23 protein-coding genes and 1 tRNA gene are annotated in these 21755 nt (G+C 64.0%); 19 read left to right on the top strand and 5 right to left on the bottom strand.

Features of this window, described 5'->3' with window-relative positions:
- Nucleotides 1-26 precede the first annotated feature (26 nt).
- The 4 genes from ilvN to GRI59_RS09085 all read left to right on the top strand — a co-directional run bounded on the left by ilvN (nt 27) and on the right by GRI59_RS09085 (nt 3026).
- A complete protein-coding gene (gene ilvN, locus GRI59_RS09100; RefSeq protein ID WP_160760877.1) occupies nt 27-542 on the top strand; it encodes an acetolactate synthase small subunit in 516 nt (171 codons plus the stop codon).
- Nucleotides 543-640: 98 nt separating this feature from the next.
- Nucleotides 641-1660, top strand: coding sequence for a ketol-acid reductoisomerase (gene ilvC, locus GRI59_RS09095; protein ID WP_160760876.1), 1020 nt, complete (start codon nt 641-643; stop codon nt 1658-1660).
- Between the two features lie 32 nt (nt 1661-1692).
- Nucleotides 1693-2292 (top strand): DUF4329 domain-containing protein, encoded by a 600-nt coding sequence (locus GRI59_RS09090; RefSeq protein WP_160760875.1) that lies wholly within the window; start codon nt 1693-1695, stop codon nt 2290-2292.
- Nucleotides 2293-2363: 71 nt separating this feature from the next.
- Nucleotides 2364-3026 (top strand): YceI family protein, encoded by a 663-nt coding sequence (locus tag GRI59_RS09085; RefSeq protein ID WP_160760874.1) that lies wholly within the window; start codon nt 2364-2366, stop codon nt 3024-3026.
- 57 nt (nt 3027-3083) lie between these two features.
- On the opposite strand, the gene GRI59_RS09080 is transcribed toward GRI59_RS09085, so the two are convergent.
- Nucleotides 3084-3581, bottom strand: coding sequence for a YHS domain-containing (seleno)protein (locus GRI59_RS09080; RefSeq protein ID WP_202390945.1), 498 nt, complete (start codon nt 3579-3581; stop codon nt 3084-3086).
- Between the two features lie 156 nt (nt 3582-3737).
- Between GRI59_RS09080 and GRI59_RS09075 the strand changes: the two genes are divergently transcribed.
- From GRI59_RS09075 to GRI59_RS09050, 6 genes are all read left to right on the top strand, one after another.
- Nucleotides 3738-4889: an alpha-hydroxy acid oxidase gene (locus GRI59_RS09075; RefSeq protein WP_160761593.1), complete on the top strand. Its 1152-nt coding sequence runs from the start codon at nt 3738-3740 to the stop codon at nt 4887-4889.
- Between the two features lie 73 nt (nt 4890-4962).
- Nucleotides 4963-5424, top strand: coding sequence for a hypothetical protein (locus GRI59_RS09070; protein WP_160760873.1), 462 nt, complete (start codon nt 4963-4965; stop codon nt 5422-5424).
- 205 nt (nt 5425-5629) lie between these two features.
- Nucleotides 5630-7318: a 2-isopropylmalate synthase gene (gene leuA / locus GRI59_RS09065; protein ID WP_160760872.1), complete on the top strand. Its 1689-nt coding sequence runs from the start codon at nt 5630-5632 to the stop codon at nt 7316-7318.
- Nucleotides 7319-7383: 65 nt separating this feature from the next.
- Nucleotides 7384-8169, top strand: coding sequence for a DUF2189 domain-containing protein (locus GRI59_RS09060; protein WP_160760871.1), 786 nt, complete (start codon nt 7384-7386; stop codon nt 8167-8169).
- Between the two features lie 32 nt (nt 8170-8201).
- Complete coding sequence (locus GRI59_RS09055; protein ID WP_160760870.1) at nt 8202-9263, top strand: amidohydrolase family protein; 1062 nt, start codon at nt 8202-8204, stop codon at nt 9261-9263.
- A gap of 347 nt (nt 9264-9610) precedes the next feature.
- Nucleotides 9611-10615, top strand: a complete 1005-nt coding sequence (locus tag GRI59_RS09050; RefSeq protein ID WP_160760869.1) for an NAD(P)H-dependent flavin oxidoreductase — start codon at nt 9611-9613, stop codon at nt 10613-10615.
- Here GRI59_RS09050 and GRI59_RS09045 read toward each other — a convergent pair.
- The gene (locus tag GRI59_RS09045; protein ID WP_160760868.1) at nt 10576-11136 is read right to left on the bottom strand and encodes an AHH domain-containing protein; all 561 of its coding nucleotides are present in this window, start codon (nt 11134-11136) and stop codon (nt 10576-10578) included. The genes GRI59_RS09050 and GRI59_RS09045 overlap by 40 nt on opposite strands.
- Nucleotides 11137-11517 (bottom strand): hypothetical protein, encoded by a 381-nt coding sequence (locus tag GRI59_RS09040; RefSeq protein WP_160760867.1) that lies wholly within the window; start codon nt 11515-11517, stop codon nt 11137-11139. It abuts the gene before it with no gap.
- Between GRI59_RS09040 and GRI59_RS09035 the strand changes: the two genes are divergently transcribed.
- A complete protein-coding gene (locus tag GRI59_RS09035; protein ID WP_160760866.1) occupies nt 11509-11913 on the top strand; it encodes a hypothetical protein in 405 nt (134 codons plus the stop codon). The genes GRI59_RS09040 and GRI59_RS09035 overlap by 9 nt on opposite strands.
- 119 nt (nt 11914-12032) lie before the next feature.
- Here GRI59_RS09035 and GRI59_RS09030 read toward each other — a convergent pair whose 3' ends face one another.
- Nucleotides 12033-12530, bottom strand: a complete 498-nt coding sequence (locus tag GRI59_RS09030; RefSeq protein WP_160760865.1) for a flavodoxin family protein — start codon at nt 12528-12530, stop codon at nt 12033-12035.
- An 82-nt stretch (nt 12531-12612) separates the two neighbouring features.
- On the opposite strand from GRI59_RS09030, the gene recJ reads away from it, so the two are divergent.
- From recJ to phoB, 8 genes are all read left to right on the top strand, one after another.
- Complete coding sequence (recJ, locus tag GRI59_RS09025; protein WP_160760864.1) at nt 12613-14424, top strand: single-stranded-DNA-specific exonuclease RecJ; 1812 nt, start codon at nt 12613-12615, stop codon at nt 14422-14424.
- Between the two features lie 92 nt (nt 14425-14516).
- Nucleotides 14517-14591: transfer RNA gene (locus GRI59_RS09020), tRNA-Glu, on the top strand.
- A gap of 114 nt (nt 14592-14705) precedes the next feature.
- Entirely contained in the window at nt 14706-15959 is a 1254-nt protein-coding gene (locus GRI59_RS09015) for a sensor histidine kinase (protein ID WP_160760863.1), read from the top strand.
- A gap of 127 nt (nt 15960-16086) precedes the next feature.
- Complete coding sequence (gene pstC / locus GRI59_RS09010; protein WP_160760862.1) at nt 16087-17472, top strand: phosphate ABC transporter permease subunit PstC; 1386 nt, start codon at nt 16087-16089, stop codon at nt 17470-17472.
- A complete protein-coding gene (pstA, locus tag GRI59_RS09005) occupies nt 17469-18755 on the top strand; it encodes a phosphate ABC transporter permease PstA (RefSeq protein WP_419866799.1) in 1287 nt (428 codons plus the stop codon). The genes pstC and pstA overlap by 4 nt, the downstream gene beginning before the upstream one ends.
- 17 nt (nt 18756-18772) lie before the next feature.
- On the top strand, nt 18773-19540 hold the full coding sequence (gene pstB / locus GRI59_RS09000; RefSeq protein ID WP_160761591.1) for a phosphate ABC transporter ATP-binding protein PstB: 768 nt from the start codon (nt 18773-18775) through the stop codon (nt 19538-19540).
- The gene (gene phoU / locus GRI59_RS08995; protein ID WP_183363622.1) at nt 19540-20208 is read left to right on the top strand and encodes a phosphate signaling complex protein PhoU; all 669 of its coding nucleotides are present in this window, start codon (nt 19540-19542) and stop codon (nt 20206-20208) included. The genes pstB and phoU overlap by 1 nt, the downstream gene beginning before the upstream one ends.
- Before the next feature lie 134 nt (nt 20209-20342).
- Nucleotides 20343-21032, top strand: coding sequence for a phosphate regulon transcriptional regulator PhoB (phoB, locus tag GRI59_RS08990; protein WP_160760861.1), 690 nt, complete (start codon nt 20343-20345; stop codon nt 21030-21032).
- On the opposite strand, the gene GRI59_RS08985 is transcribed toward phoB, so the two are convergent.
- Complete coding sequence (locus GRI59_RS08985; protein WP_160760860.1) at nt 21029-21748, bottom strand: extensin-like domain-containing protein; 720 nt, start codon at nt 21746-21748, stop codon at nt 21029-21031. The two genes, phoB and GRI59_RS08985, sit on opposite strands and share 4 nt — an antisense overlap.
- Between the last annotated feature and the right edge of the window lie 7 nt (nt 21749-21755).

The following is a 21755-nucleotide window of genomic DNA, read 5'->3' as shown; positions in this document are numbered from 1 at the left end:
GCCGCTGCTTTACGGGGAACCATGCAATGAAAATCACCGAAGCGGCCTCCGAACGCCATGTGCTGACCGTGATGGTCGACAACGAGCCGGGCATCCTCGCCAAGATCACCGGCCTGTTCACCGCGCGCGGCTACAACATCGACAGCCTGACCGTGGCCGACATCACCGAAGATCACGCCGTCAGCCGCATCACCATCGTCACCAATGGCCCGCCATCGGTGATTGACCAGATCGAAGCGCAGCTCGAACGGTTGGTGCCGGTGCACAAGGTGATCGACCTCACCACCGCCGGGCCGCACGTGGAGCGCGAGCTGGCGCTGATCAAGGTCACGGGCACCGGCGAAAAGCGGGTCGAGGCGCTGCGCCTCGCCGACATTTTCCGCGCGCGGCCGGTCGACACCACGACCGAGAGCTTCATCTTCGAAATCACCGGCCCGCCCGAAAAGGTCGACAGTTTCATCGCGTTGATGCGCGAGCTGGGGTTGGTCGAGGTCGGTCGCACCGGCGTGGTCGGGATGCTGCGTGGGCCGCTGGGGGCATGATTTTTTGAGATTTACGTCTTCCCGGCGCAGGCCGGGATCCATTTTCACTGGCGCCGGAACTGGGTTCCGGCCTTCGCCGGAATGACGAGGAAGAAGAAATGAAAGTCTACTACGACGCCGATGCCGATCTCAATCTGATCAAGCCCAAGAAGGTCGCGATTGTCGGCTATGGCTCGCAGGGCCATGCCCATGCGCAAAACCTGCGCGACAGCGGCGTGGCCGAAGTCGCCATCGCTCTACGCGAGGGTTCGGCGACCGCCAAGAAGGTCGAAGCGGCCGGCTTCAAGGTGCTGACCAACACGGCGGCCGCGCAGTGGGCTGACCTCATCATGATCCTCGCGCCCGATGAACATCAGGCGGCGATCTGGGAGAATGACATCAAGGGGCACATGAAGCCCGGCAGCGCGCTCGCCTTCGCACACGGCCTTAACGTGCATTTCGGCCTGATCGAGCCGCCCGCCGATATCGACGTGATCATGATCGCGCCCAAGGGCCCCGGCCACACCGTGCGCTCCGAATATGTGAAGGGCGGCGGCGTCCCGTGCCTGATCGCCATCCATCAGGACGCAAGCGGCGCTGCGCATGACGTAGCCCTCGCCTATGCCAGCGCTGTCGGCGGCGGGCGTTCGGGCATCATCGAGACCAACTTCCGCGAGGAATGCGAAACCGATCTGTTCGGCGAGCAGGCCGTGCTGTGCGGCGGGATCACCCACCTGATCCAGGCCGGGTTCGAAACGCTGGTCGAGGCCGGTTACGCGCCGGAAATGGCCTATTTCGAGTGCCTCCACGAAACCAAGCTGATCGTCGACCTGCTGTATGAAGGCGGCATCGCCAACATGCGCTATTCGATCTCGAACACCGCTGAATATGGCGACATCACCACCGGCCCGCGCATCATCACCGATGAGACCAAGGCCGAAATGAAGCGCGTGCTCGCCGACATCCAGTCGGGCCGCTTCGTGAAGAACTTCGTGCTCGATAACCGTGCGGGTCAGCCCGAACTCAAGGCCGCGCGCAAGCAGGCTGCGGCTCACCCGATCGAGCAGACCGGCGAAAAGCTGCGCGCCATGATGCCGTGGATCGCCGCCAACAAGCTGGTCGATAAAGCCAAAAACTAGGGGCCAAGAACTGACGCCAAAGCAACGGCCTGATGTTTGAAGGCCGCAACGCAAAGCTGGTATACACGGCGATCGCCATCATCTGGGTGGTGATCGTCGTGCGTGCCGCGTTCAACGTCAAAGGGCCGGAAGGTTTCGTCGTCACCGTCGCGCAAAGCGAAGTTCAGGCCTTCGCCCGCGAGCGGCTTAACGCGATGCAGGCACGTTCCTTCGCCGAGAAGGTCGAACTCTGCGCCATCGTGTTCGAAACCAGCACGGGCGAACTCGACGCCACCGAAGTCCGTGTTGGCGATGAAGCGACCTGCGACCTGCGCTATTTCGACGAGCCGGGCATGGCCCCGCTCGCCAGCATCCACACGCATGGCGCCTTCGATGAAAACTACGACAGCGAAGTCCCTTCGCTGATCGATCTGGAAGGCGATATTGAAAGCCAGATCGATGGCTATGTCGCAACCCCGGGTGGCCGGCTGTGGCGGGTCAATTGGCAGCAGCAACGTGCTGTGCTGGTCTGCGCTGAAGGCTGCCTGCGACAAGACCCCGCCTATCGCTCTTGCCCCGGCGATCCAATCGCTCCTGCTTATTCGTCACCGCAACTGACCGCGCGGAATCGTCGGCCTGTCGTGCAGTGCTGACCGGCCGTGCATTGGCTGGAACCGTGATGGCTCCTGCGAATTGGGACCTTTTGAAGAAGGAGACCTTTTCGATGAACCGTTATGCTTTCGCAGCCGCCACTGCCGCTGCTCTTGCCGCCGTTACCGGCGGGATTGCCGCCGCGCCTACGATCTTTGCGCAAGGTGCGCCGCAGGTGCCCGGCGTGCAGGACCCCGCGCGCGTCACCGCCGGGACCTATGCGCTCGATGCGGGTCACACGCTGGTGGGTTGGGAGGTCAGCCACTTCGGCTTCAACGACTATCTCGGCCTGTTCGGCAACATCACCGGCACGATGACGATGGACCCGGCCAATATCGAGGCCGCCAAGGTCGAGGTTATGGTGCCAATCGCCGAAGTCAGCGTTGCCAGTGCAGGCCTCAAGGATCACCTCCTGCGTCCCGGCAAGGACGGCGGCGCGCCTGATTTCTTTGGCCCCACCCCGGGGATGGCAACCTTCACTTCGACCAAAGTGGTCAAGACGGGCGCCATGACCGCTGACGTAACTGGCACGCTCACCATGAACGGCAAGAGCGCGCCTGTGACCCTCACTACGGAATTCGTCGGCGCGGGTGCCAATCCCTTCAACAAGAAGGACACCGTCGGCTTCCACGCCCGCACTACCATCGACCGCACCCAGTGGGGCGTGAACTACGCAGCGCCGTTCGTCGGCAAGGACGTGACGCTCACGATCAGCGCGGCCTTCGAAAAGCAGTAAGAGCGCCTGAGTGGCTGGCGGGTCGCAAGGTCCGCCAGCCACGCTTCGTAGTGCGGATCAGAACCCGAACCAGGATGATCCGCTATAGGTTTTGCCCGCCGGGGTCTTTGCCCAGTTGGGGCCACCCTTGGCGATGAACCCGGCGGTGTTCTTGCGCCACTTTGCTCGAATGTCCTGATCGTAATTCAGGTAGAGCTTGCCGCCGACGATATCGAAGGCGGTCGGATCACCTGGCGCGAGATAGCCTTGCGCCATCGCCCAGGCGCAGTGGCCGCCATATTGCGGGGCATAGGCAATCGGATTGGCCTTGAACGCCGCAGCATTGGCTTCACTCGAAAAGTGCCAGTCGGCGCCCTTCCACTTCAGCTTGTAGCGGGCATTGCCCTTCACCGGCGCGCCCGTGCCGCGAAAATAGCTCACCGTGTCATAGCCGCCCACCGCGACCTTCGCGCCCTCAGTACCGACATAGATGCCGCCCTCTGCCATCGCGGCAGTGGGCACAGTGAGCGGGGCCAACACGGCAGCGACTGCCAGAAGCAAGCGGTTCATTTTCATCGAAAGCTGTCCTTCTCCTGAGCCGCTGCGCAATGGGGAGAGGCGATCATGAGCGCTGCGGCGTCTGCCCATCTTTCGATAGCTTCGGGCGAAACGTGACAGGCCTGCGCAAAAATGTTCGACAGGGCCGAGCGCCTGTTTCAAGACGGTGGCCAGATGCGCCTCTCCGATTGCCACAATATCGACGATTTCCGGGTGCTGGCGAAGGCGCGCCTGCCCTTCCCCGTGTTCGACTATATCGACGGCGCAGCCGATGACGAATTGACCAAGGCACGCAACACCGCCGCCTTTGACGAGGTCGATCTGGTGCCCGATGTGCTGGCTGGCGTGGCCGAGATTGACACCTCCTGCACCATCCTCGGCCGCAAGTCGGCGCTGCCGCTGATGCTCTCACCCACGGCGGTGCAACGCGCCTTTCACTGGCAGGGCGAGCGGGCGGTGGCCAAGGCGGCGGAGAAATACGGGCTGTGGTTCGGCATTTCGAGCCTCGCCACCCGCTCAATCGAGGAAATCGCCGCGCTGACCAGCGGGCCGAAGCTGTTCCAGCTCTATGTCCACAAGGACAAGGGGTTGAACACGCATATAATCGAGCGGTGTCAGGCCGCGAAGTTCGATGCGCTGGCGCTGACGGTCGACACGATCGTTTCGGGCAAGCGGGAGCGGTGTTTGCGGAGCGGGTTCACCACTCCGCCGCGCTTCACGCCTGCGAGCATCTGGAGCTATGCCACCCGCCCGCGCTGGACGCTCGATTACGTGCTGCGCGAGAAGTTCCGGCTGCCCAATCTCGACACCCACGTGACTGAAGGCAGCGGGCAGGCGGTGAGCATTGCGCAGTATTTCAACACGATGCTCGATACGTCGATGGACTGGGACACAGCCGCGCGCATCCGCGAGCAGTGGGGTGGCACTTTCGTCCTGAAGGGTGTGATGAGCGCTGCTGACGCGCGCCGCGCGGTCGCAATCGGCGCGGATGCGATCATGGTTTCAAACCACGGCGGTCGCCAACTGGACGGCAGCCGCGCGCCCTTCGATCAACTGCCTGAAATCGTCGATGCGGTCGGCGGGCAGATCGAGATCATCTGCGATGGCGGTGTCCGGCGCGGCACCCATGTGATGAAAGCGCTGTGTTCTGGCGCGACGGCGGCTTCGGGCGGGCGGCTGTATCTCTATGCCTTAGCGGCGGCGGGGCAAGACGGGGTCGAGCGGGCGCTGGGCATCCTCAAGGACGAGTTGGAGCGAGGGATGCGGCTAATGGGCGTGACGCGGATCGACCAGCTCACATCCGACCGGCTTAGACATCGCGGCTAGAGCAGCGCGTGTCATAATCCGGTAACGCTAAGGGCGTTTTGGCGAGCAAACTATACGGAATGGACCAATACCCATGATCACCGCAGCCCGCACCCTGCCGCTTGCTCTCGCCGCCCTCGCCCTAACCGCTTGCGGGAGCGAGCCCAAGCAGCCGGGCAATGACGCCGAAAGCTTCGCCGCCCGGATCGGCGCTGGCGAGGCTACGCCGACACCTGGAGCGACGCCCGCGCCTGCGGCAACAGCCACGCCGCAAATCGCGGCCCCGCTTCCCGGCGCGGCGCCCGGTCCCTTTGCCAAGGGGACGCTCACAGATCCGGCCTCGCGCACCTGCGGCGCGCCGCTGATGGGGCCGTTCATCGGCAAACTCGCGGATCAGACCACTCGCGCCGAGATTGCCAAGATGCTCGGCCGCACCGACAATCTGCGCTTCGTCGCCTTTGGCAGCGCTGGGACGGTCAACCCCGATGCGACCAATCCGCGTCTGTCGATCATGCTCGATGCGCAGAACATCATCCGCGATGCGCGCTGTGGCTGAACGCACAGTTGAAACAAGCGCCATTCCCGGCTTGCACCCCGCGCAATAATCGGCATAGACAGCTCGCATGACGCGGAATGGACTTACGCTGCTTCGACTTATGCGCCCTTGGGCGTAGGCGGCCGCGCGCGAAGATCAGCGCGGCACCGCTCCCAAGGGTAACCTGCCGCAGCTTCCCATTCCCCTTCGCGACGAGCCATCCACCATGCCCATGCTCAAGCAGCCTTCCGCCAAGTATCGCCCGTTCGGCCAGATCAACCTGCCCGATCGCCAATGGCCTTCTCGCATGATCGAGAAGGCCCCGCGCTGGCTTTCGACCGACCTGCGCGACGGCAACCAATCGATCATCGACCCGATGGACGCGGTGAAGAAGCGCCGCTTTTTCGACCTGCTGCTGGAAATCGGCGTCAAGGAAATCGAGGTCGGCTTCCCCAGCGCTGGCGCGACCGAGTTCGACTTCATCTCCGGTCTCGTAAAGTCCGACGCGATTCCCGATGATGTGATCGTGCAGGTGCTCACGCAAAGCCGCGAAGACCTGATCCGCACCAGCTTCGCCAGCCTTGAAGGCGCGCGCGCGGCCATCGTCCACCTCTACAACGCGGTCAGCCCCGCATGGCGCGACATCGTGTTTCGTATGTCGAAGGACGAGGTGAAAGCCATCGCCGTCGCGGGCGCCAAGGTGATGCGTGATGAAGCGGCGCGCTATCCCGGCACGGACTGGCACTTCCAGTACAGCCCGGAAACCTTCTCCACCGCCGAGCTCGATTTCAGCATCGAGGTGTGCGCCGCGGTGATGGAGGTGCTCCAGCCCACGCCCGACCACCCGATCATCCTCAACCTGCCCGCCACGGTCGAAGCGGCGACGCCCAATATCTACGCCGACCAGATCGAGTATTTCGGCCGCCACCTGCCGAACCGCGAAAGCGCGGTCCTCTCGCTCCACACCCACAATGATCGCGGCACCGGCGTCGCGGCGGCGGAGCTGGGGCTGATGGCAGGCGCCGACCGCGTCGAAGGCTGCCTGTTCGGCAATGGCGAGCGCACCGGCAATTGCTGCCTCGTGACCATGGCGCTCAACCTCTACACGCAAGGCGTCGAACCCGGCCTCGATTTCTCGGACATCGACCGCGTGATCGAGACGGTCGAATATTGCAACGACATCCCGGTCCACCAGCGCCACCCCTATGGCGGGGAGCTGGTCTATACGGCCTTCTCCGGCAGTCATCAGGACGCGATCAAGAAGGGCTTCGAGGCCCGCGATACGCAGAATGACGAGCAATGGCGCGTCCCCTATCTGCCGATTGACCCCGCCGACCTAGGGCGCAGTTACGAAGCCGTCATCCGGGTCAATTCGCAGTCCGGCAAGGGCGGGTTCGCCTGGGTGCTTGAGAAGGATCAGGGCCTCAAGCTGCCCAAGAAGATGCAGGCCGATTTCAGCCGCCATGTGCAGCACATGGCCGACGAATTGGGCCGCGAGCTCAATGCCGCCGATATCTGGGATGCCTTCCGCAAGGCCTATCACGTCAAGACCCACCCCAAGCACTTCCAGCTGGTCCGCTACGAGGAAAGCCGCGCAACCGATGGCACCCGCATCTTTGCCGGGACCATCGCGGTCGAAGGCGCCGAACAAAGCGTTTCGGGCCGCGGCAATGGCCTCATCTCCAGCGTGATGGGCACCTTGCGCGAAGCCTTCGGGGTCGAGCTTGAGGTGGTCGATTACACCGAGCACGCGTTGGGCGCAGGCACCGATGCGCGGGCGGCGGCCTATCTCGAATGCCGCGCCCCTGATGGGCGCACAATCTGGGGCTGCGGGATCGACGAGGACATTGCCACGGCCAGCGTGCGCGCGGTGCTGAGCGCCGCCAACGCCGCCGTCGCTTCCCCCGCCGCCTGATCGCCCGCGCTTGCGCCATGCCCGATTTCGGCGCAACTTGGGTGGCAAGGGAGGAGAGACAGGCAATGACCAGTTGGGAGCAGAATCCCCCCGTACCGACCGCGCCCATGGGGCCGCAGATTGCGGATGACCTGGCGTGGAGCGACCTCACCGCCGCGCTTGGTGCCGGCTGGCGCGATTTTCTCGCCATGCCCCGCTTCGGCCTGTTCTTCGGCGGGGTCTATGTGCTGGCTGGCCTCGCAATCGGTTGGTTCACGGTCACCGGCGGTGAGCTCACTTGGCTGATCCCGGCGATTGCAGGCTTCCCGCTCGTGGCGCCCTTCGTCGCTGTGGGCCTGTATGAAGCAAGCCGCCGCCGCGCTGCCGGAGAGGCCCTGTCATGGCGCGCGGTGCTGGGCGCGTTGAAGGGGCATGATGACGATCAGATCTTGTCGATGGGTGTGATCGTGTTCGTCGCCTTCTCTTTCTGGATGATCGTGGCCCATGCGATTTTCGCGGTGTTCATGGCCGAAAGCGGCATGGGGCACGATCCGATCGCCGCCTTCCTCACACCGCCGGGCCTCGCCATGCTGGCGGTGGGAAGCGCGGTCGGCGGGTTGATGGCCTTTGCCTTCTACGCCATGACTGTGATCAGCCTACCGCTGTTGGTGGAACGCAAGGTCGATTTCCTCACCGCCATTTTCACCAGCCTAGGCGTGGTGCGGCGAAATTTTGCGGTGATGCTCGGCTGGGCGGCGGTGATTGCCGCGCTGCTGTTCGTGGCAATGCTGCCGGGGTTCCTCGGGCTGATCGTGGCATTGCCGGTGCTGGGCCACGCGACATGGCATCTCTATGTGCGGGCGGTGGGCTGACGGCATTCACATAACAACAAGCGGAGAGAGCCTTGAACACCCCGACCCACACCGCCGAGGACATCCTCGAACCCGATCTGCCGATCATCGACCCGCATCATCACCTGTGGGATTTGCGGCCGATGCTGGGCATGTTCCCCGAGCCACATCACCACTTCGTCGCCGCGCTGGTCGACAATGCGCATTACACCTTCGACCAGCTTCACGCCCATCTGACCACCGGCCACAACATCATCGGCACGGTCTTCATGGAGTGCGGGGCGTTCTACAACGGGGCCTATGGCGATGCCTTGAAGCCGGTGGGCGAGGTCGAGTTCGTGAACGGCGTCGCGGCGCAATCGGCCAGCGGCCTCTATGGGCCTTCGCGCTATTGCGCAGGGATTGTCGGCCACGCCAACCTGATGCTGGGGAGCGAGGCTGGCGCAGTGCTCGATGCGCTTCACGCGGCGGCCCCGCGCCGGTTCAAGGGAATCCGCCACGCCGGGGCCTGGGATGCCGACGCCAATGTCCTCGGGCCGCCGTTCCACCATCCGGAAGGCCTGTATAGGGACGCCACCTTCCGCCAAGGCTTCGCCGAATTGGGCAAGCGCGGGATGACCTTCGATGCCTGGGTCCTTGAACCCCAGCTACCCGATGTGATCGACCTCGCGCGGGCCTTCCCTGATCAGCCGATCTGCCTCGATCATTGCGGCACGCCGGTGGGGGTCTCTGCCTACAAGGGCAAGCTGCACGAACGCTTTGACGAATGGCGCCGCAATATCCACGAACTCGCCAAGTGCGAGAATGTGGTGGTGAAGCTCGGCGGTCTTGCGATGGCGTTTTGCGCCCTGCCCGAAGATGGCCCCGCTGCTGATCACGGATCGGAGCATCTCGCCGCGCTGTGGCGGCCCTATATCGAAACCTGCATTGAGGCCTTCGGGCCGGATCGCGCGATGTTCGAGAGCAATTATCCGGTCGACTATTGGGGCGCGGATTACGCGGTGCTGTGGAACGCCTTCAAACGCCTCACCCGCAGCGCCAGCGCAGATGAGAAAGCGGCGCTGTTCGCTGGCACGGCGGCGCGCTTCTACGGCATTGAGGATTTGCTCGGCTGACGGAGTGATAAGGCTCGCGCGGGCCGCGCAGGGAAAGCGGCGGCTTTCCTACAGCGCCGGTGCGGGCCTATTCTTCCCGTCCTGCGGTTCGCTCCGTCGATGCCACCCCCTCCCCCCCGGGGAACGGCGAATTGTCAACTTCGATATTTAGAACCATCTGTCTGTTTTCAATGCAAAATATCCGAATTCTGGCGCTTGACACGCTGTCAACTTTGTCAACTTCGCCGTGAGGCTAGAGCTGACCCGACGCCGCCAAGCACCGGCGTAGCTCCTCCCGAAAAGAGGGTTGGCAGCGTCAAAACCGGCGCTAGAGAACGGGTTGAGAATACAGTTTTAAGGAGAAACCGATGCCGCTTCCCGCCCCGTTCGATCGTCTGCGCCTGCCGCTGATCGGATCGCCGCTGTTCATCGTCTCCGGCCCTGAGCTGGTGATCGCACAGTGCAAGGCGGGGATCATCGGCAGCTTCCCGGCGCTGAATGCGCGGCCGCAGTCACAGCTGGACGAATGGCTCCACCAGATCACCGAGGAACTGGCCGCCCACAACCGCGCCCATCCCGAGCGTCCGGCGGCGCCCTATGCGGTCAACCAGATCGTCCACAAGACCAACGACCGCGTCGATGCCGACATGGCGACCTGCGAGAAGTGGCAGGTGCCGATGGTGATTACATCGCTCGGCGCGCGCGAAGACATCTACACCGCCGTGCGCAACTGGGGTGGGGTCACAATGCACGACGTGATCAACAACCGCTTCGCTCGCAAGGCGATCGAAAAGGGTGCGACCGGGCTGATCCCGGTGGCGGCCGGTGCGGGCGGTCACGCGGGGGCACTGTCGCCCTTCGCGCTGATGCAGGAAATCCGCGAATGGTTTGACGGGTTGGTCGCGCTGTCGGGTGCGGTCGGGCATGGGGCTACCATCCTCGCCGCGCAGGCCCTGCGTGCCGACTTCGCCTATGCGGGCAGCGCGTTTATCGCGACCAAGGAAGCCAACGCCGATGCCGCGTACAAGGACGGCATCGTTGAAGGCTCGTCGGAAGGGATCGTCTATACCAACCTCTTCACCGGGGTGCACGGCAACTACCTGCGCTCCTCGATCGAGGCTGCGGGGATGGACCCGGACAACCTGCCCGTGAGCGATCCCAGCAAGATGAATTTCGGCAGCGGCGGCAACACCAAGGCCAAGGCGTGGAAGGACATCTGGGGTTCGGGCCAGGGCATCGGGCCGATCAAGGAAGTCGGCACGGTCGAGGATCTGGTCGCCCGGTTCGAGCGCGAATATCACGCTGCCAAGGCGCAGTTGCTCGCCAATTCGGGCTATGCCTCGTGGGGTGCGATGGCTGAGGCTGCGGAGTAGGAATACTCGGCCACCCACAGCAATTCGGCCATCGCGTCGAGTTCGCTGAAATCAAAGCCGGCGCCGAGCGGGTCCTTGCGATTGAGCAGGACCCGTCGGCGCTGCGCCAGCAATTGCCGCCGCAAAGCACATTGCAACAAGTGGAGCCGTAGCAGCGCTTCATCCAGCGCCGCTTCCGGATTACCGTACCGGGCAACCGACCAACTTGCCTCGATCTGGCCGACACGGGCGATCACCACCTCGTTGTAGCGCCGATGCGGCCCGCGGTGGAGCGGCATCCCGGTGCTGACGCTGGCCGACTCGGTCGCGGGCAGCAGCAGGCCGTTGCGGCGGAAATCGTCAAACCCGACCCGCGCTCGCCCGACATTGGCAAACAGCGCACCAAAGCAGCGCTGCGAGAGCAGTTGTCGGGGCAGCAAGTGGTGGCGTTGCAGACCGGGATCATACCCCTGCGCGCCCGGCGAATTGACCGAGCGGAACGCGATGACATTCAGACAGGCGGTGCGACCCGAATGCGGCATCTATTCACGCCACACACTGATAAGCGCCCGCTCGCGCGATGGTCGCAAGACCAGTCGTGTGCCATCTGGTGCGGTAATGTGATCATCCGCCTCCAGCTCGCCGATAAGGACCAGATGATTGACCAGACGGATCGCAAGGCGCGTTGCTGCCACCCGGTCGGCGCTGAGCGGTGGTTCGATCCGCAGTTCCCGATCAATCCAGAACGCCAGCCCCACGCTTTGCAGCGCGCCATCGGGCGCTTCGACAAAGGCGGTCAGCCCCAAGGCCGGGAATGGCCCGCCATCAAGCCACGCGGTGGTGACGGATTCGAAAAACCTCCGCCCGATCACGCTGCCCGCAGGCGCCCAACCGACCGCAAGGAGATCATCGAAATGCCGCACCAGATCGCAAGCAAGCGCCATCACCGTGCAGACCACCGGCATGCTATTTCCGGCAGAGGCGACATGCGGACCCGGCCGCAGCGTCATCGCTTCGTGATCACGCAGATCCGGCTGCGCGGGCAGATCGAAGCGCTGGGCCAGTTCGGGCAAGGGGCTTTCGGGACCAGGGGCAAGGCCAGTGAGATCGAAGGTGAGCCCATCGCGCAACAATTCCAGCCAATGCTGCTCGCTGGGCCGGAGCGTTTCGGCATGGGGCGCGTCTTTGGGAGAGGGATCGTGGCTGATGCTAACGGACTGACAGCGCGCAGCAAACGCCCTGATCGCATCCCGATCGGGCCGCTTGCCACGGCCAAACAGCAAATGCAGTTCAGCATGATGGGCGCGCTGCAACTGTGAAATTGTCCCGGCTCCCTTCGACTGCCCCTGAATGGCGTTTGAACCGCGAACTAATTGACGGCTTTGCCGATCATCGTCGAGTCCCCCAACCGACCACCATTACCGTTTTGGAGCAATCTCTAGAACACTCCGAGGCGGAGCCCTTCGGCTAGGGCAGCGCCAATTTCCCGGGACTGATTCAAGGCCTTGGCCGGGACGTCTTTAGGCGCCGTGATGGCTTCAGGGGTCTGCGCCGCAAGATTGACGATGCAAGGTGCAGCGACCCGCCGCAAGCGCCACCCGGTTGCGATCCGGTCAATCTGGCGCGTGGCACCCTCCCCGTCCGATCCGGCAGCGATCAGCGTGGCATAGGGCCGACCTTCGATTTGCCCGAGCACGGGGTAATAGGCACGGTCGAACATTTCTTTCATCAGCCCGCTCATGCTGCCGAGGTTTTCGGGGCAGCAGAAGATGTAGCCGTGCGCTGCCAGCAGCAACGTGGGCGTGGCGTCAGCAGCCTGCACCAACAAAGCCGCCTCTCCTGCCCCGTCGGCAGCAGCCTTAGCCATGGCCTCGCTCGCTCCGGTGCGGCTGTGCCAGATGATCAGCAGGCAAGGTTCGGCAGGTACCGTGGTCATGACGCAACGCTGGGCTCTGCGCCTGTCGATTGTCAACCGCGCGCACCTGTCAGCGGCCAAGGAGTTGCGCTAGAACGCCCGAATGGCCTCCCACACCCTGTCACCCCCTCCTTTTGCACCGGTTCTCGGCGTTGCCGTCTCGCTTTCAGGCAAGGCGTGGCGCTGGCGCGGTGGCAATATGGAGCTGGACGCGGCGCAAGCGGGCGGGCCGCATGGGCTCAATCATGCGGTCCTTGATCAGCTGCTGCTGACCCGCGGGGTGGCCGAGGATGATCTGGCGCGCCATGCCCAGCCCACGATCCGTGCCTTCCTGCCAGACCCATCGACCTTCCGCGACATGGACACCGCCGCCGAACGCCTCGCCCACAGCGTGATGACCGGCGAGCGGGTCACGATCTACGGCGACTATGACGTGGACGGTGCCACCAGTGCCGCGCTGCTGGTGGAGTTGCTGCGCCAATTGGGGCTGAACGCGGGCTATTACATCCCTGACCGCCTGCTCGAAGGCTACGGTCCATCGGGAGAGGCGCTCGTCAAGCTCGGCGAAACCGGGTCGAGCCTTATCGTCACGGTCGATTGCGGCGCGATGGCGCATGAGGCGCTCGGCATGGCGCGCGATGCCGGGGTCGATGTGATCGTGGTCGACCATCACAAATGCTCGCCCGACCTTCCGCCCGCGACCGCGCTGGTCAATCCCAACCGGCTGGACGAGAGCGATCTTGGTGCGGCGCACGGGCATCTGGCAGCGGTGGGCGTCGCCTTCCTGCTCGGCGTAGCGCTGGTGCGGACGTTGAGAGGGCGCGGCTGGTTTGGAGAACACCGCCGCGAGCCTGATCTGATGGGCCTGCTTGATCTGGTGGCGCTCGGCACCGTAGCCGATGTCGCCGCGCTCCACGGTCTCAACCGCGCCTTCGTGGCGCAGGGGTTGAAGGTGCTGGCCCGACGCGAGCGGATCGGGATGGCGGCGCTGATGGATGCAAGCCGCCTCACCCGCGCGCCGCAAGCCAGCGACCTCGGCTTTGCGCTGGGCCCGCGGATCAATGCGGGCGGGCGGATCGGCGAATCGACTTTGGGCGTGCGGCTGCTCACCACCACAGACCCCGAAGAAGCCCGCGCCATTGCCGCGCAGCTTTCGCAATTGAACGAGGAACGCCGCGCGATTGAGGGCGAGGTTCAGGAAGCGGCCGAGGCGCTGATTGCCGGCCAGCACAATATGGCAGTGCAGGTCATCGCCGGGCATGGCTGGCACCCCGGCGTGATCGGCATTGTTGCGGGCCGCATCAAAGAAAAGACCGGCAAGCCCGCCGTGGTGATCGCGCTGGACGAGACGCAGGGCAAAGGCTCGGGCCGTTCGATCAGCGGCGTGGACCTCGGCGCAGCTATCATCGCCGCGCGTGAGGCCGGGTTGCTGGTGGCAGGCGGCGGCCATGCGATGGCAGCAGGGCTGACAATCGATCCGGCGCGGCTTTCCGACTTTGCCGGGTTCCTCGATGAACGCCTCGCCCGCGATGTGGATCGCGCGCGGGCGGGCGCTGCGATGTTGCTAGATCTGGCGCTGGCGCCGGGTGGGCTCACGCCGGAACTGGTCGAGACGCTGGAAGCTGCCGGCCCTTACGGCGTCGGCTGGCCCGCCCCACGCATCGCCGTCGGCCCGGTGCGGATCGTCAAGGCGGACATCGTCGGCAAGGATCACCTGCGCCTGATCGCCAGCGGCAATGACGGGAAGAGCTTCAAGGCCATCGCCTTCCGTGCAGGCGAAAGCGAGATGGGCCAGACCCTGCTGCACCGCCACCAGGGCCGCCGGTTTTACCTGGCCGGTCGGGTCAAGCTTGACGACTGGGGCAACCGCCCAGCAGCTGAATTGCATCTCGAAGACGCAGCCTTTGCCGATTGATCCAGCGACGGCGTAAATTTCCCGCACGCTGCGCAAACGGGGCTTGACCGATCCGATTCACGCCCCTAGTTGCGCGCTCTCGCAATCGAGACGGCCCCTTCGTCTAGCGGTTAGGACGCGGCCCTTTCACGGCTGAAACACGGGTTCGATTCCCGTAGGGGTCACCATCTTCGGTTGGGACAAAACAGGGCGGCAGGCTTCGGTCTTGCCGCCCTTTTTCATGCTCCGTTCCGGGCAGCCACCCTTCCCACACCCAATGCTTGGCTGTAAGAGCCAGAGCCATGGGCAACGGCCAGAACATTCCCATCGCCGGCATCAGCCTTGCGGCGGTGACCTTCGTGGCGCTGTTGCTGCTTGGGACCGAGGTGGTCATCGCGATTGCGGTGCTGACGGTGTGGGTCGGATCATTGCTGGTCGCCGCCGGTCGCCCGCCCGAACCGCCGCAAGCCAAGGTCAAGCAGCGCCTGTCGCTCGATTCGATCCGCGACCTGATCGAGAATTCCTCTACCCCGCTGGTCATCACCGAACGGAGCACCATCGCGATTGCCAACCGGGCAGCGCGCAAGATGCTGGGGCCGCATGTGATCGGGCAGGATGCCCGCGTGGCGCTGCGCCAGCCCGAGGCGATTTCGCTGCTCAATGAGAACCGTCAGGGCGAAGCGATCGTGCGGGGGCTCGTGCGGCGCGGCGATATCTGGCAGATCAACCGCCAGCGGCTCGACGACCGGCTGGCGATGCTCGAATTCATCAACCAGACTGCCGAAGCTGACATCAGCCGCGCCCACACCGATTTTGTCGCCAATGCGAGCCACGAATTGCGCACGCCGCTCGCGGCCATTCTCGGCTATGTCGAAACCTTGCAGGAAGGCGACGAGGGGCTCGACACCCCGACCGCGCGCAAGTTCCTCGGGATCATCGAGCGTGAGGCCCAGCGGCTGCACGCACTGGTCAGTGACCTGATGAGCCTGTCGCGCGTCGAAGCGGAAAAACACGACCTGCCGACCGAGCGCATTGACCTTGCCTCACTGGTCGAACGCGCGGCGCGCGATGCGGCGGGGCCTGCGCGGCTCGATCGCCTGATGCTCGACATCACGGCTGAACCGGTGGTGCTGGGCGACCTCCAGCAGGTTGAGCAGGTTGTGCGCAACCTCGTTGATAATGCGCTGAAATATGGTGCGGCAGATACGCCCGTCAACGTCGTGCTCGACCTGGCGCAGGGCGATCTGGCGCGGATTGCGGTGGCCGATCAGGGCGAAGGCATTGCGCCTGAACAGATCCCGCACCTCACCCGCCGCTTCTATCGCACCGATCCGGGCCGCAGCCGCGCTTCGGGCGGAACGGGGCTCGGGCTCGCCATCGTCAAGCACATCGTTGAGCGTCATCGCGGGCGGCTCGACATCACGAGCGAGCTTGGAAAAGGCACGCGCGTCGTTGTCCGAATCCCGCTCGCCGAGCCCGATCCTCGCGCCGATATTGTCCCGATTGAACCCGAAGAAACCACCGAGCCTCAGACGGAAACGCAACAACTGTCATAGTAGTGTCTTATTTCTTCAACATGCGCCCGTCATGGCATAGGGGCTGGACCGCCCGCCGATCTCGAATCCGAGATTCGGAGGCCTGAACGCCAAAGCGCATCTCCTGCAGGGAACACAGGTCTCTTTCATGTCGCCGATCACGCTGATCCTGATTGCTTTGGGCCTGGGCCTGCTGGGCTGGCTGGCTGGCCGTGCGAAGGCGTGGAGCTTTGCGTCAAGCGACCCGGCGCTGCGCCCGGCCTCGCGCCCGATCTATCATGCCTGGTACGTCGCCCTGTGGGTGGTGATCCCGGTGCTGGTGTTTGTGGTGGCTTGGTCGGTGATCGCGCCGCAACTGGTGCTGCAAACCGTGCTGACCTCGCCCGCCGCCGATGGTCTGCCCGTTTTCGGTTTCGAGCGTGACGCCTTTCTTGGCGAAGCGCGCGCCGTGGCATTGGGTCAGGCGCCCGGCGTGTTCAATGACGAGGCGGAACCGCTGATCGTCCCGTTCCGCGATGCCTTTTCCTATTACAACACCATCGGCATTCTTGTGACCGTGTTGATTGCGGCGGCCGGCGGCGCGCTCGCATTCCTGCGGCTGCGCCCGCAATTCGGTGCGCGCACGCGGGTTGAGCGGACGGTAATGATGATCCTGCTGCTGGCCTCGCTGGTGGCGATCCTCACGACGCTTGGCATTTTCGTGAGTCTGGTGTTCGAGACCGTGCGTTTCTTCGGCATGGTCTCACCGATCGATTTCCTGTTCGGCACCAAGTGGGGCCCCGACACGATGGGGAGTCCGGATGCGGTCGATCCGTCGCGCTATGGTGCGATTCCGCTGTTCTGGGGGACGATCTTTATTGGCGCCATTATCGCCATGATCGTGGCGATCCCGCTCGGGCTGATGAGCGCGATCTACCTGACCCAATATGCCGATCCCAAGGTGCGCACCTGGATCAAGCCGCTGCTGGAGCTGCTCGCGGGTGTGCCGACGGTGGTTTACGGCTATTTCGCCGCGCTAACGTTGGCCCCGATGATCCGGGATGCAGCCGTGGCAATCGGTATCACCAGCGCCTCGACCGAGAGCGCGCTCGCCGCAGGGATCGTGATGGGGGTGATGATCATTCCCTTCGTCTCCTCAATGGCGGACGATTCAATGGCCGCTGTACCCGGCGCAATGCGTGATGGGAGCCTCGCGATGGGCGCGACCAAGTCCGAAACGATCCGCAAGGTGCTGTTCCCCGCTGCGCTGCCCGGCATCGTCGCCGGGATCATGCTCGCGGTCAGCCGCGCGATTGGGGAGACCATGATCGTGGTCATGGCCGCTTCGCCCGCGGCCAATTTCACCGCCAACCCGCTTGAGCCGATGTCGACCGTCACGGTGCAGATCGTCAAACTGCTGACCGGCGAGCAAAGCACCGATCACCCCGCCACGCTCAGCGCTTATGCACTGGGCTTCGTGCTGTTCATGGTGACGCTGGCGCTCAACTTCATCGCCCTGCGCGTCGTCAAGCGTTTCCGCGAGGCCTACGAATGAGCAGTTCCGCCCTTCCCCACGACGACGTTGCAGAAGCGCAAACAATGCGCCCAACCCGCACGCCCGCCTTCGAACAGCGCCTTGCCAAGCGCTACCGGGCCGAGCGCAATTTCCGCCGGGTCGGCCTAGGCGCGGTGGTGTTCTCGGTTGCCGTGCTGGTATTTCTGCTCGGCAATATGTTGATCAACGGCGTTGCGGGGTTTCAGCGCGCCGAAGTTGAAGTCACCATCGATTTTCCCACCAGCGGCGTGACCGGCGATGCCATATCGCTGACTGCGCCGAGCGCGATGCAGACGCTTGAAATGCAGGGCCTGCCCGATATCGTGACCTTCTTTGCCGAAGCACAATTGGGCAAGGATGCTGCCGCAGAAATCTCGCCCGATGCATGGCGCGATATCGCCACGGCGCTGGCGGAAGACCCCGATCTCATCACCCGTAGCCAAAGCTTCAACCTGCCGACGTCCTCGGCGCTGGCGGCCGGACTTCAGGGCGAAGGCCCGCCCGCAATGCAAGCGCTGGCGCAGGGGCTCGACAAGGAAGGCAAGCTGTCGCGCAACTGGGATATGGGCTTCCTCAGCCGCTCGGACGCGACCAGCCCGCAGGCGGTCGGCATCTGGGGGGCGCTCAAGGGCTCGATGCTGACGATGCTGGTGACGCTGGTGCTGGCCTTTCCGATCGGGGTGCTCTCGGCGCTCTATCTGGAGGAATACGCTCCCAAGAACCGCTGGACCGACATCATCGAGGTATCGATCAGCAACCTGGCCGCGGTGCCCTCGATCATCTTCGGCCTGCTGGGACTGGCGGTGTTCCTCGCCCTGTTCCCGAACCTGCGATCCGCGCCTTTGATCGGCGGGATGACGCTGGCGCTGATGACGATGCCGGTGATCGTGATTTCCGGTCGCAATGCGATCAAAGCAGTGCCGCCGTCGATCCGTGACGGCGCGCTCGCCATCGGGGCCTCGCCGGTGCAAGTGGTGTTCCACCACGTGCTGCCGCTCGCGCTGCCGGGGATGCTGACCGGGACCATCATCGGCATGGCCCGAGCGCTGGGTGAAACCGCGCCGTTGCTCTTGATCGGGATGCGCATCTTCGTTGCCACCCCGCCCGAAGGCTTCTCTTCTCCCGCCACCGTTCTGCCGATGCAGATCTTCCTGTGGTCCGATGAAATCGACCGCGGCTTTGTGGAACGCACCAGCGCCGCTATCATCGTGCTACTGGTGTTCCTGCTCACGATGAACGGCCTCGCCATTTACCTCCGCAACAAGTTTGAGAAACGCTGGTGACTGTAATCCATCCCAACATGGCCGACGAAAGCGCGAAGATCCGCGCGCGGGACGTCTGCGTCTTCTACGGCGACAAGAAGGCGATCGACGAAGTGTCGATCGACATCTCGCCCAATTACGTCACCGCGTTCATCGGCCCGTCGGGCTGCGGCAAGTCGACCTTCCTTCGGTGCTTCAACCGGATGAACGACACGATTGGCACGGCCAAGGTGACCGGTCTGATCGAGCTGGACGGCGAGGACATTCACGGTAGCCGGATGGACGTGGTGCAATTGCGCGCCCGTGTCGGCATGGTGTTCCAGAAGCCCAACCCCTTCCCCAAGTCGATCTACGAGAACATCGCCTATGGCCCCAAAATCCATGGCCTCGCGGAGAAGAAGGCCGATCTGGACATCGTGGTCGAACGTTCCCTTACCCGTGCGGGTCTGTGGGACGAGGTCAAGGACCGGCTCGAGGATTCGGGCACCGCGCTTTCGGGCGGCCAGCAGCAGCGGCTTTGCATTGCCCGCGCCATCGCGGTAGACCCCGAGGTCATCCTGATGGACGAACCGGCCAGTGCGCTCGATCCCATCGCCACCGCCAAGATCGAGGAACTGATCGATGAACTCTCCGGGCGTTATGCCATCGTGATCGTCACCCACTCGATGCAGCAGGCCGCCCGCGTCAGTCAACGCACCGCGTTCTTCCACCTCGGCAAGATGGTAGAATATGGCCCGACTTCGGAAATCTTCACCAATCCGATCGAAGAACGCACCAAGGATTACATCACCGGAAGGTACGGCTGATGGCTGAGCATACCGTAAAGGCATTCGACGAAGACATCACCCGGCTGCGCGGCCTGATCGCCGAGATGGGCGGCCTTGCTGAAGTCGCGATTGCCGAATCGCTCGATGCGCTGGTGCGCGGGGACGAAGCGTTGGCCGAACAGGTGGTGCTGCGTGACAAGCGGATCGATGCCCTCGAAATCGAAGTCGACAAGCTCGCCGTGCGGATCATCGCTCTGCGCGCGCCGATGGCGGACGACCTGCGCGAAGTGATCGCCGCATTGAAGATCGGCGGTGTGCTCGAACGGATCGGCGATTATTCCAAGAACATTGCCAAGCGCACCGGCATGATCGAAGGCCGCGCCCGGTTCGAACCGCTCACCCTGCTCCCCACCATGGGTGAGCTTGCGGGCGAAATGGTGCATGACGTGCTGACAGCCTATGCCGCGCGTGACCCTGATCTGGCGCGCGAGGTGATCGCCACCGACGCCAAGGTTGACGGCTTTTACAACAGCATTTTCCGCAATCTTGTCAGCTATATGGTCGAGAATCCTTCGACCATTTCGAGCGCGGCGCAATTGCTGTTCGTGGCCCGCAACATCGAGCGGATCGGCGACCATGCGACCAACGTGGCGGAAATGGTGCACTTTGCGGCAACCGGGGCCTATCCGCCAGAAGGTGACCGCTGAGGCGTAGCTGCGGCAGGTGCAATGTCATGTGCCTGTTGAAAATTTGCCATGTACAGTTTCATCAAATTGTCGCTCAAGTGACACATAGCGCATGGCATCGCCCGCCTGCGCGGGCTTGAGGAGGCATCCTGCGCATGTCCGCTGCCAAACTTTTGCTGGTCGAAGACGATCCGGCCCTGTCCGAACTGCTCGAATATCGTTTCCAGAACGAAGGCTATGCCGTGCGTTGCACCGGCGATGGCGATGAAGCGCTGATGCTGGCCGCCGAAGAAGTGCCCGATCTGATCATTCTCGACTGGATGATCGAAGGCACCAGCGGCATCGAGGTCTGCCGCCGTCTGCGCCGCGACAAGGAGACCGCCCACGTGCCCATCATCATGCTCACCGCGCGTGAGGCTGAGGATGACCGGGTGCGCGGGCTGGAAACCGGCGCCGATGATTACCTGACCAAGCCCTTTTCGCCGCGCGAATTGCTCGCGCGTGTCGCTGCAGTGATGCGCCGCATCCGTCCTGCGCTGGCGGGCGAGACGATCGAGGTTGGCGATCTCAAGCTCGATCCGGTTGCGCACCGGGTCCAGCGGCGCGGTCGGGCGCTGCAATTGGGGCCGACCGAATACCGGCTGCTCAAGTTCTTCATGGAGAGCCCGGGCCGGGTGTTCAGCCGTGGCCAGCTGCTCGACGGCGTGTGGGGCACGGGCTCGGACATCGAGTTGCGCACGGTCGACGTCCACATCCGCCGCCTGCGCAAGGCGATAGGGATCGATGGGGCGAAAGACCCGATCCGCACGGTGCGTTCAGCTGGATACGCGCTCGAAGCCAGCTAACGGCACACCCCCGCCCAGCGATCGTCCTGATCGAAGTGGAAGTGGTCGGCGTGGGCAGCATTGTAATCGGGTGAAAGCACGGTCGCAAAGCTGCCGCACGCGCCGTCTCGCACAGCGCGCAGGAAGGCTGCCTTGTCTCCGTCGTCATCCCAGTCCTTGAGGACGCTGATGCGCCGCCCATCTTCCAGTACGAAGGCGGCGATATCGATCGCATTGGCGGTGGCGTGTTCGCTCCACGGGCCGTCGGCGCCGCCATACATCCGGCGGCAGGAGAAGGCGCCGAGATGTTCGATCCGCGCCAGATCGCTGCCAAGGATGTTGCGCGCAGCGGGCGCTACGCTCTTGCGCCGCCACAATTCAAGCGCTGCCGCCACCGGGCAGGTCACCGCAGGCGTATCCGGCACGAGCGGATAATCGCCGAGCCGGGTACGATCAGGCCGCGCGCAGGCTCCCTCGCCCGTTTCGGGCAGTGCGGTGAAGGCAATGTCGCTACCCTCCAGCACGGCGCGGCACTCGGCCACATCGCTGCGCAGGGCAATCAGCTTGGTGCGCGTCGCCCAACCCGGCGGATCGCGCAGGTCGAGCGGCGCCCAGGGGTTGTGCTGCGGGTGTGACTGGAGCCACTGCCACCCGGCGATTCCCGCCACCAGCAGCGCTAGCGCCAGCATCGCTCGGCGTGCGGCGGCCAAGTGTTTGTTTGTTCGGGAACGGGGCATGGCCTTT

Origin of the sequence: Erythrobacter ramosus, from assembly GCF_009828055.1 — a bacterium.
Lineage (GTDB): Bacteria > Pseudomonadota > Alphaproteobacteria > Sphingomonadales > Sphingomonadaceae > Erythrobacter > Erythrobacter ramosus.
Note: the sequence above shows the minus strand (reverse complement) of the source record. Positions and strands in the feature narration are given on the sequence as shown.

Excerpts from the sequence above, each read along its gene's own strand:
- ilvN (WP_160760877.1), top strand. The coding sequence starts at position 27 with ATGAAAATCACCGAAGCGGCCTCCGAACGCCATGTGCTGACCGTGATG.
- ilvC (WP_160760876.1), top strand. The coding sequence starts at position 641 with ATGAAAGTCTACTACGACGCCGATGCCGATCTCAATCTGATCAAGCCC.
- GRI59_RS09090 (WP_160760875.1), top strand. The coding sequence starts at position 1,693 with ATGTTTGAAGGCCGCAACGCAAAGCTGGTATACACGGCGATCGCCATC.
- GRI59_RS09085 (WP_160760874.1), top strand. The coding sequence starts at position 2,364 with ATGAACCGTTATGCTTTCGCAGCCGCCACTGCCGCTGCTCTTGCCGCC.
- GRI59_RS09080 (WP_202390945.1), bottom strand. The coding sequence starts at position 3,581 with ATGAAAATGAACCGCTTGCTTCTGGCAGTCGCTGCCGTGTTGGCCCCG.
- GRI59_RS09075 (WP_160761593.1), top strand. The coding sequence starts at position 3,738 with ATGCGCCTCTCCGATTGCCACAATATCGACGATTTCCGGGTGCTGGCG.
- GRI59_RS09070 (WP_160760873.1), top strand. The coding sequence starts at position 4,963 with ATGATCACCGCAGCCCGCACCCTGCCGCTTGCTCTCGCCGCCCTCGCC.
- leuA (WP_160760872.1), top strand. The coding sequence starts at position 5,630 with ATGCCCATGCTCAAGCAGCCTTCCGCCAAGTATCGCCCGTTCGGCCAG.
- GRI59_RS09060 (WP_160760871.1), top strand. The coding sequence starts at position 7,384 with ATGACCAGTTGGGAGCAGAATCCCCCCGTACCGACCGCGCCCATGGGG.
- GRI59_RS09050 (WP_160760869.1), top strand. The coding sequence starts at position 9,611 with ATGCCGCTTCCCGCCCCGTTCGATCGTCTGCGCCTGCCGCTGATCGGA.
- GRI59_RS09045 (WP_160760868.1), bottom strand. The coding sequence starts at position 11,136 with ATGCCGCATTCGGGTCGCACCGCCTGTCTGAATGTCATCGCGTTCCGC.
- GRI59_RS09035 (WP_160760866.1), top strand. The coding sequence starts at position 11,509 with ATGCCGCACCAGATCGCAAGCAAGCGCCATCACCGTGCAGACCACCGG.
- GRI59_RS09030 (WP_160760865.1), bottom strand. The coding sequence starts at position 12,530 with ATGACCACGGTACCTGCCGAACCTTGCCTGCTGATCATCTGGCACAGC.
- recJ (WP_160760864.1), top strand. The coding sequence starts at position 12,613 with ATGGCCTCCCACACCCTGTCACCCCCTCCTTTTGCACCGGTTCTCGGC.
- GRI59_RS09015 (WP_160760863.1), top strand. The coding sequence starts at position 14,706 with ATGGGCAACGGCCAGAACATTCCCATCGCCGGCATCAGCCTTGCGGCG.
- pstC (WP_160760862.1), top strand. The coding sequence starts at position 16,087 with ATGTCGCCGATCACGCTGATCCTGATTGCTTTGGGCCTGGGCCTGCTG.
- pstA (WP_419866799.1), top strand. The coding sequence starts at position 17,469 with ATGAGCAGTTCCGCCCTTCCCCACGACGACGTTGCAGAAGCGCAAACA.
- pstB (WP_160761591.1), top strand. The coding sequence starts at position 18,773 with ATGGCCGACGAAAGCGCGAAGATCCGCGCGCGGGACGTCTGCGTCTTC.
- phoU (WP_183363622.1), top strand. The coding sequence starts at position 19,540 with ATGGCTGAGCATACCGTAAAGGCATTCGACGAAGACATCACCCGGCTG.
- phoB (WP_160760861.1), top strand. The coding sequence starts at position 20,343 with ATGTCCGCTGCCAAACTTTTGCTGGTCGAAGACGATCCGGCCCTGTCC.
- GRI59_RS08985 (WP_160760860.1), bottom strand. The coding sequence starts at position 21,748 with ATGCCCCGTTCCCGAACAAACAAACACTTGGCCGCCGCACGCCGAGCG.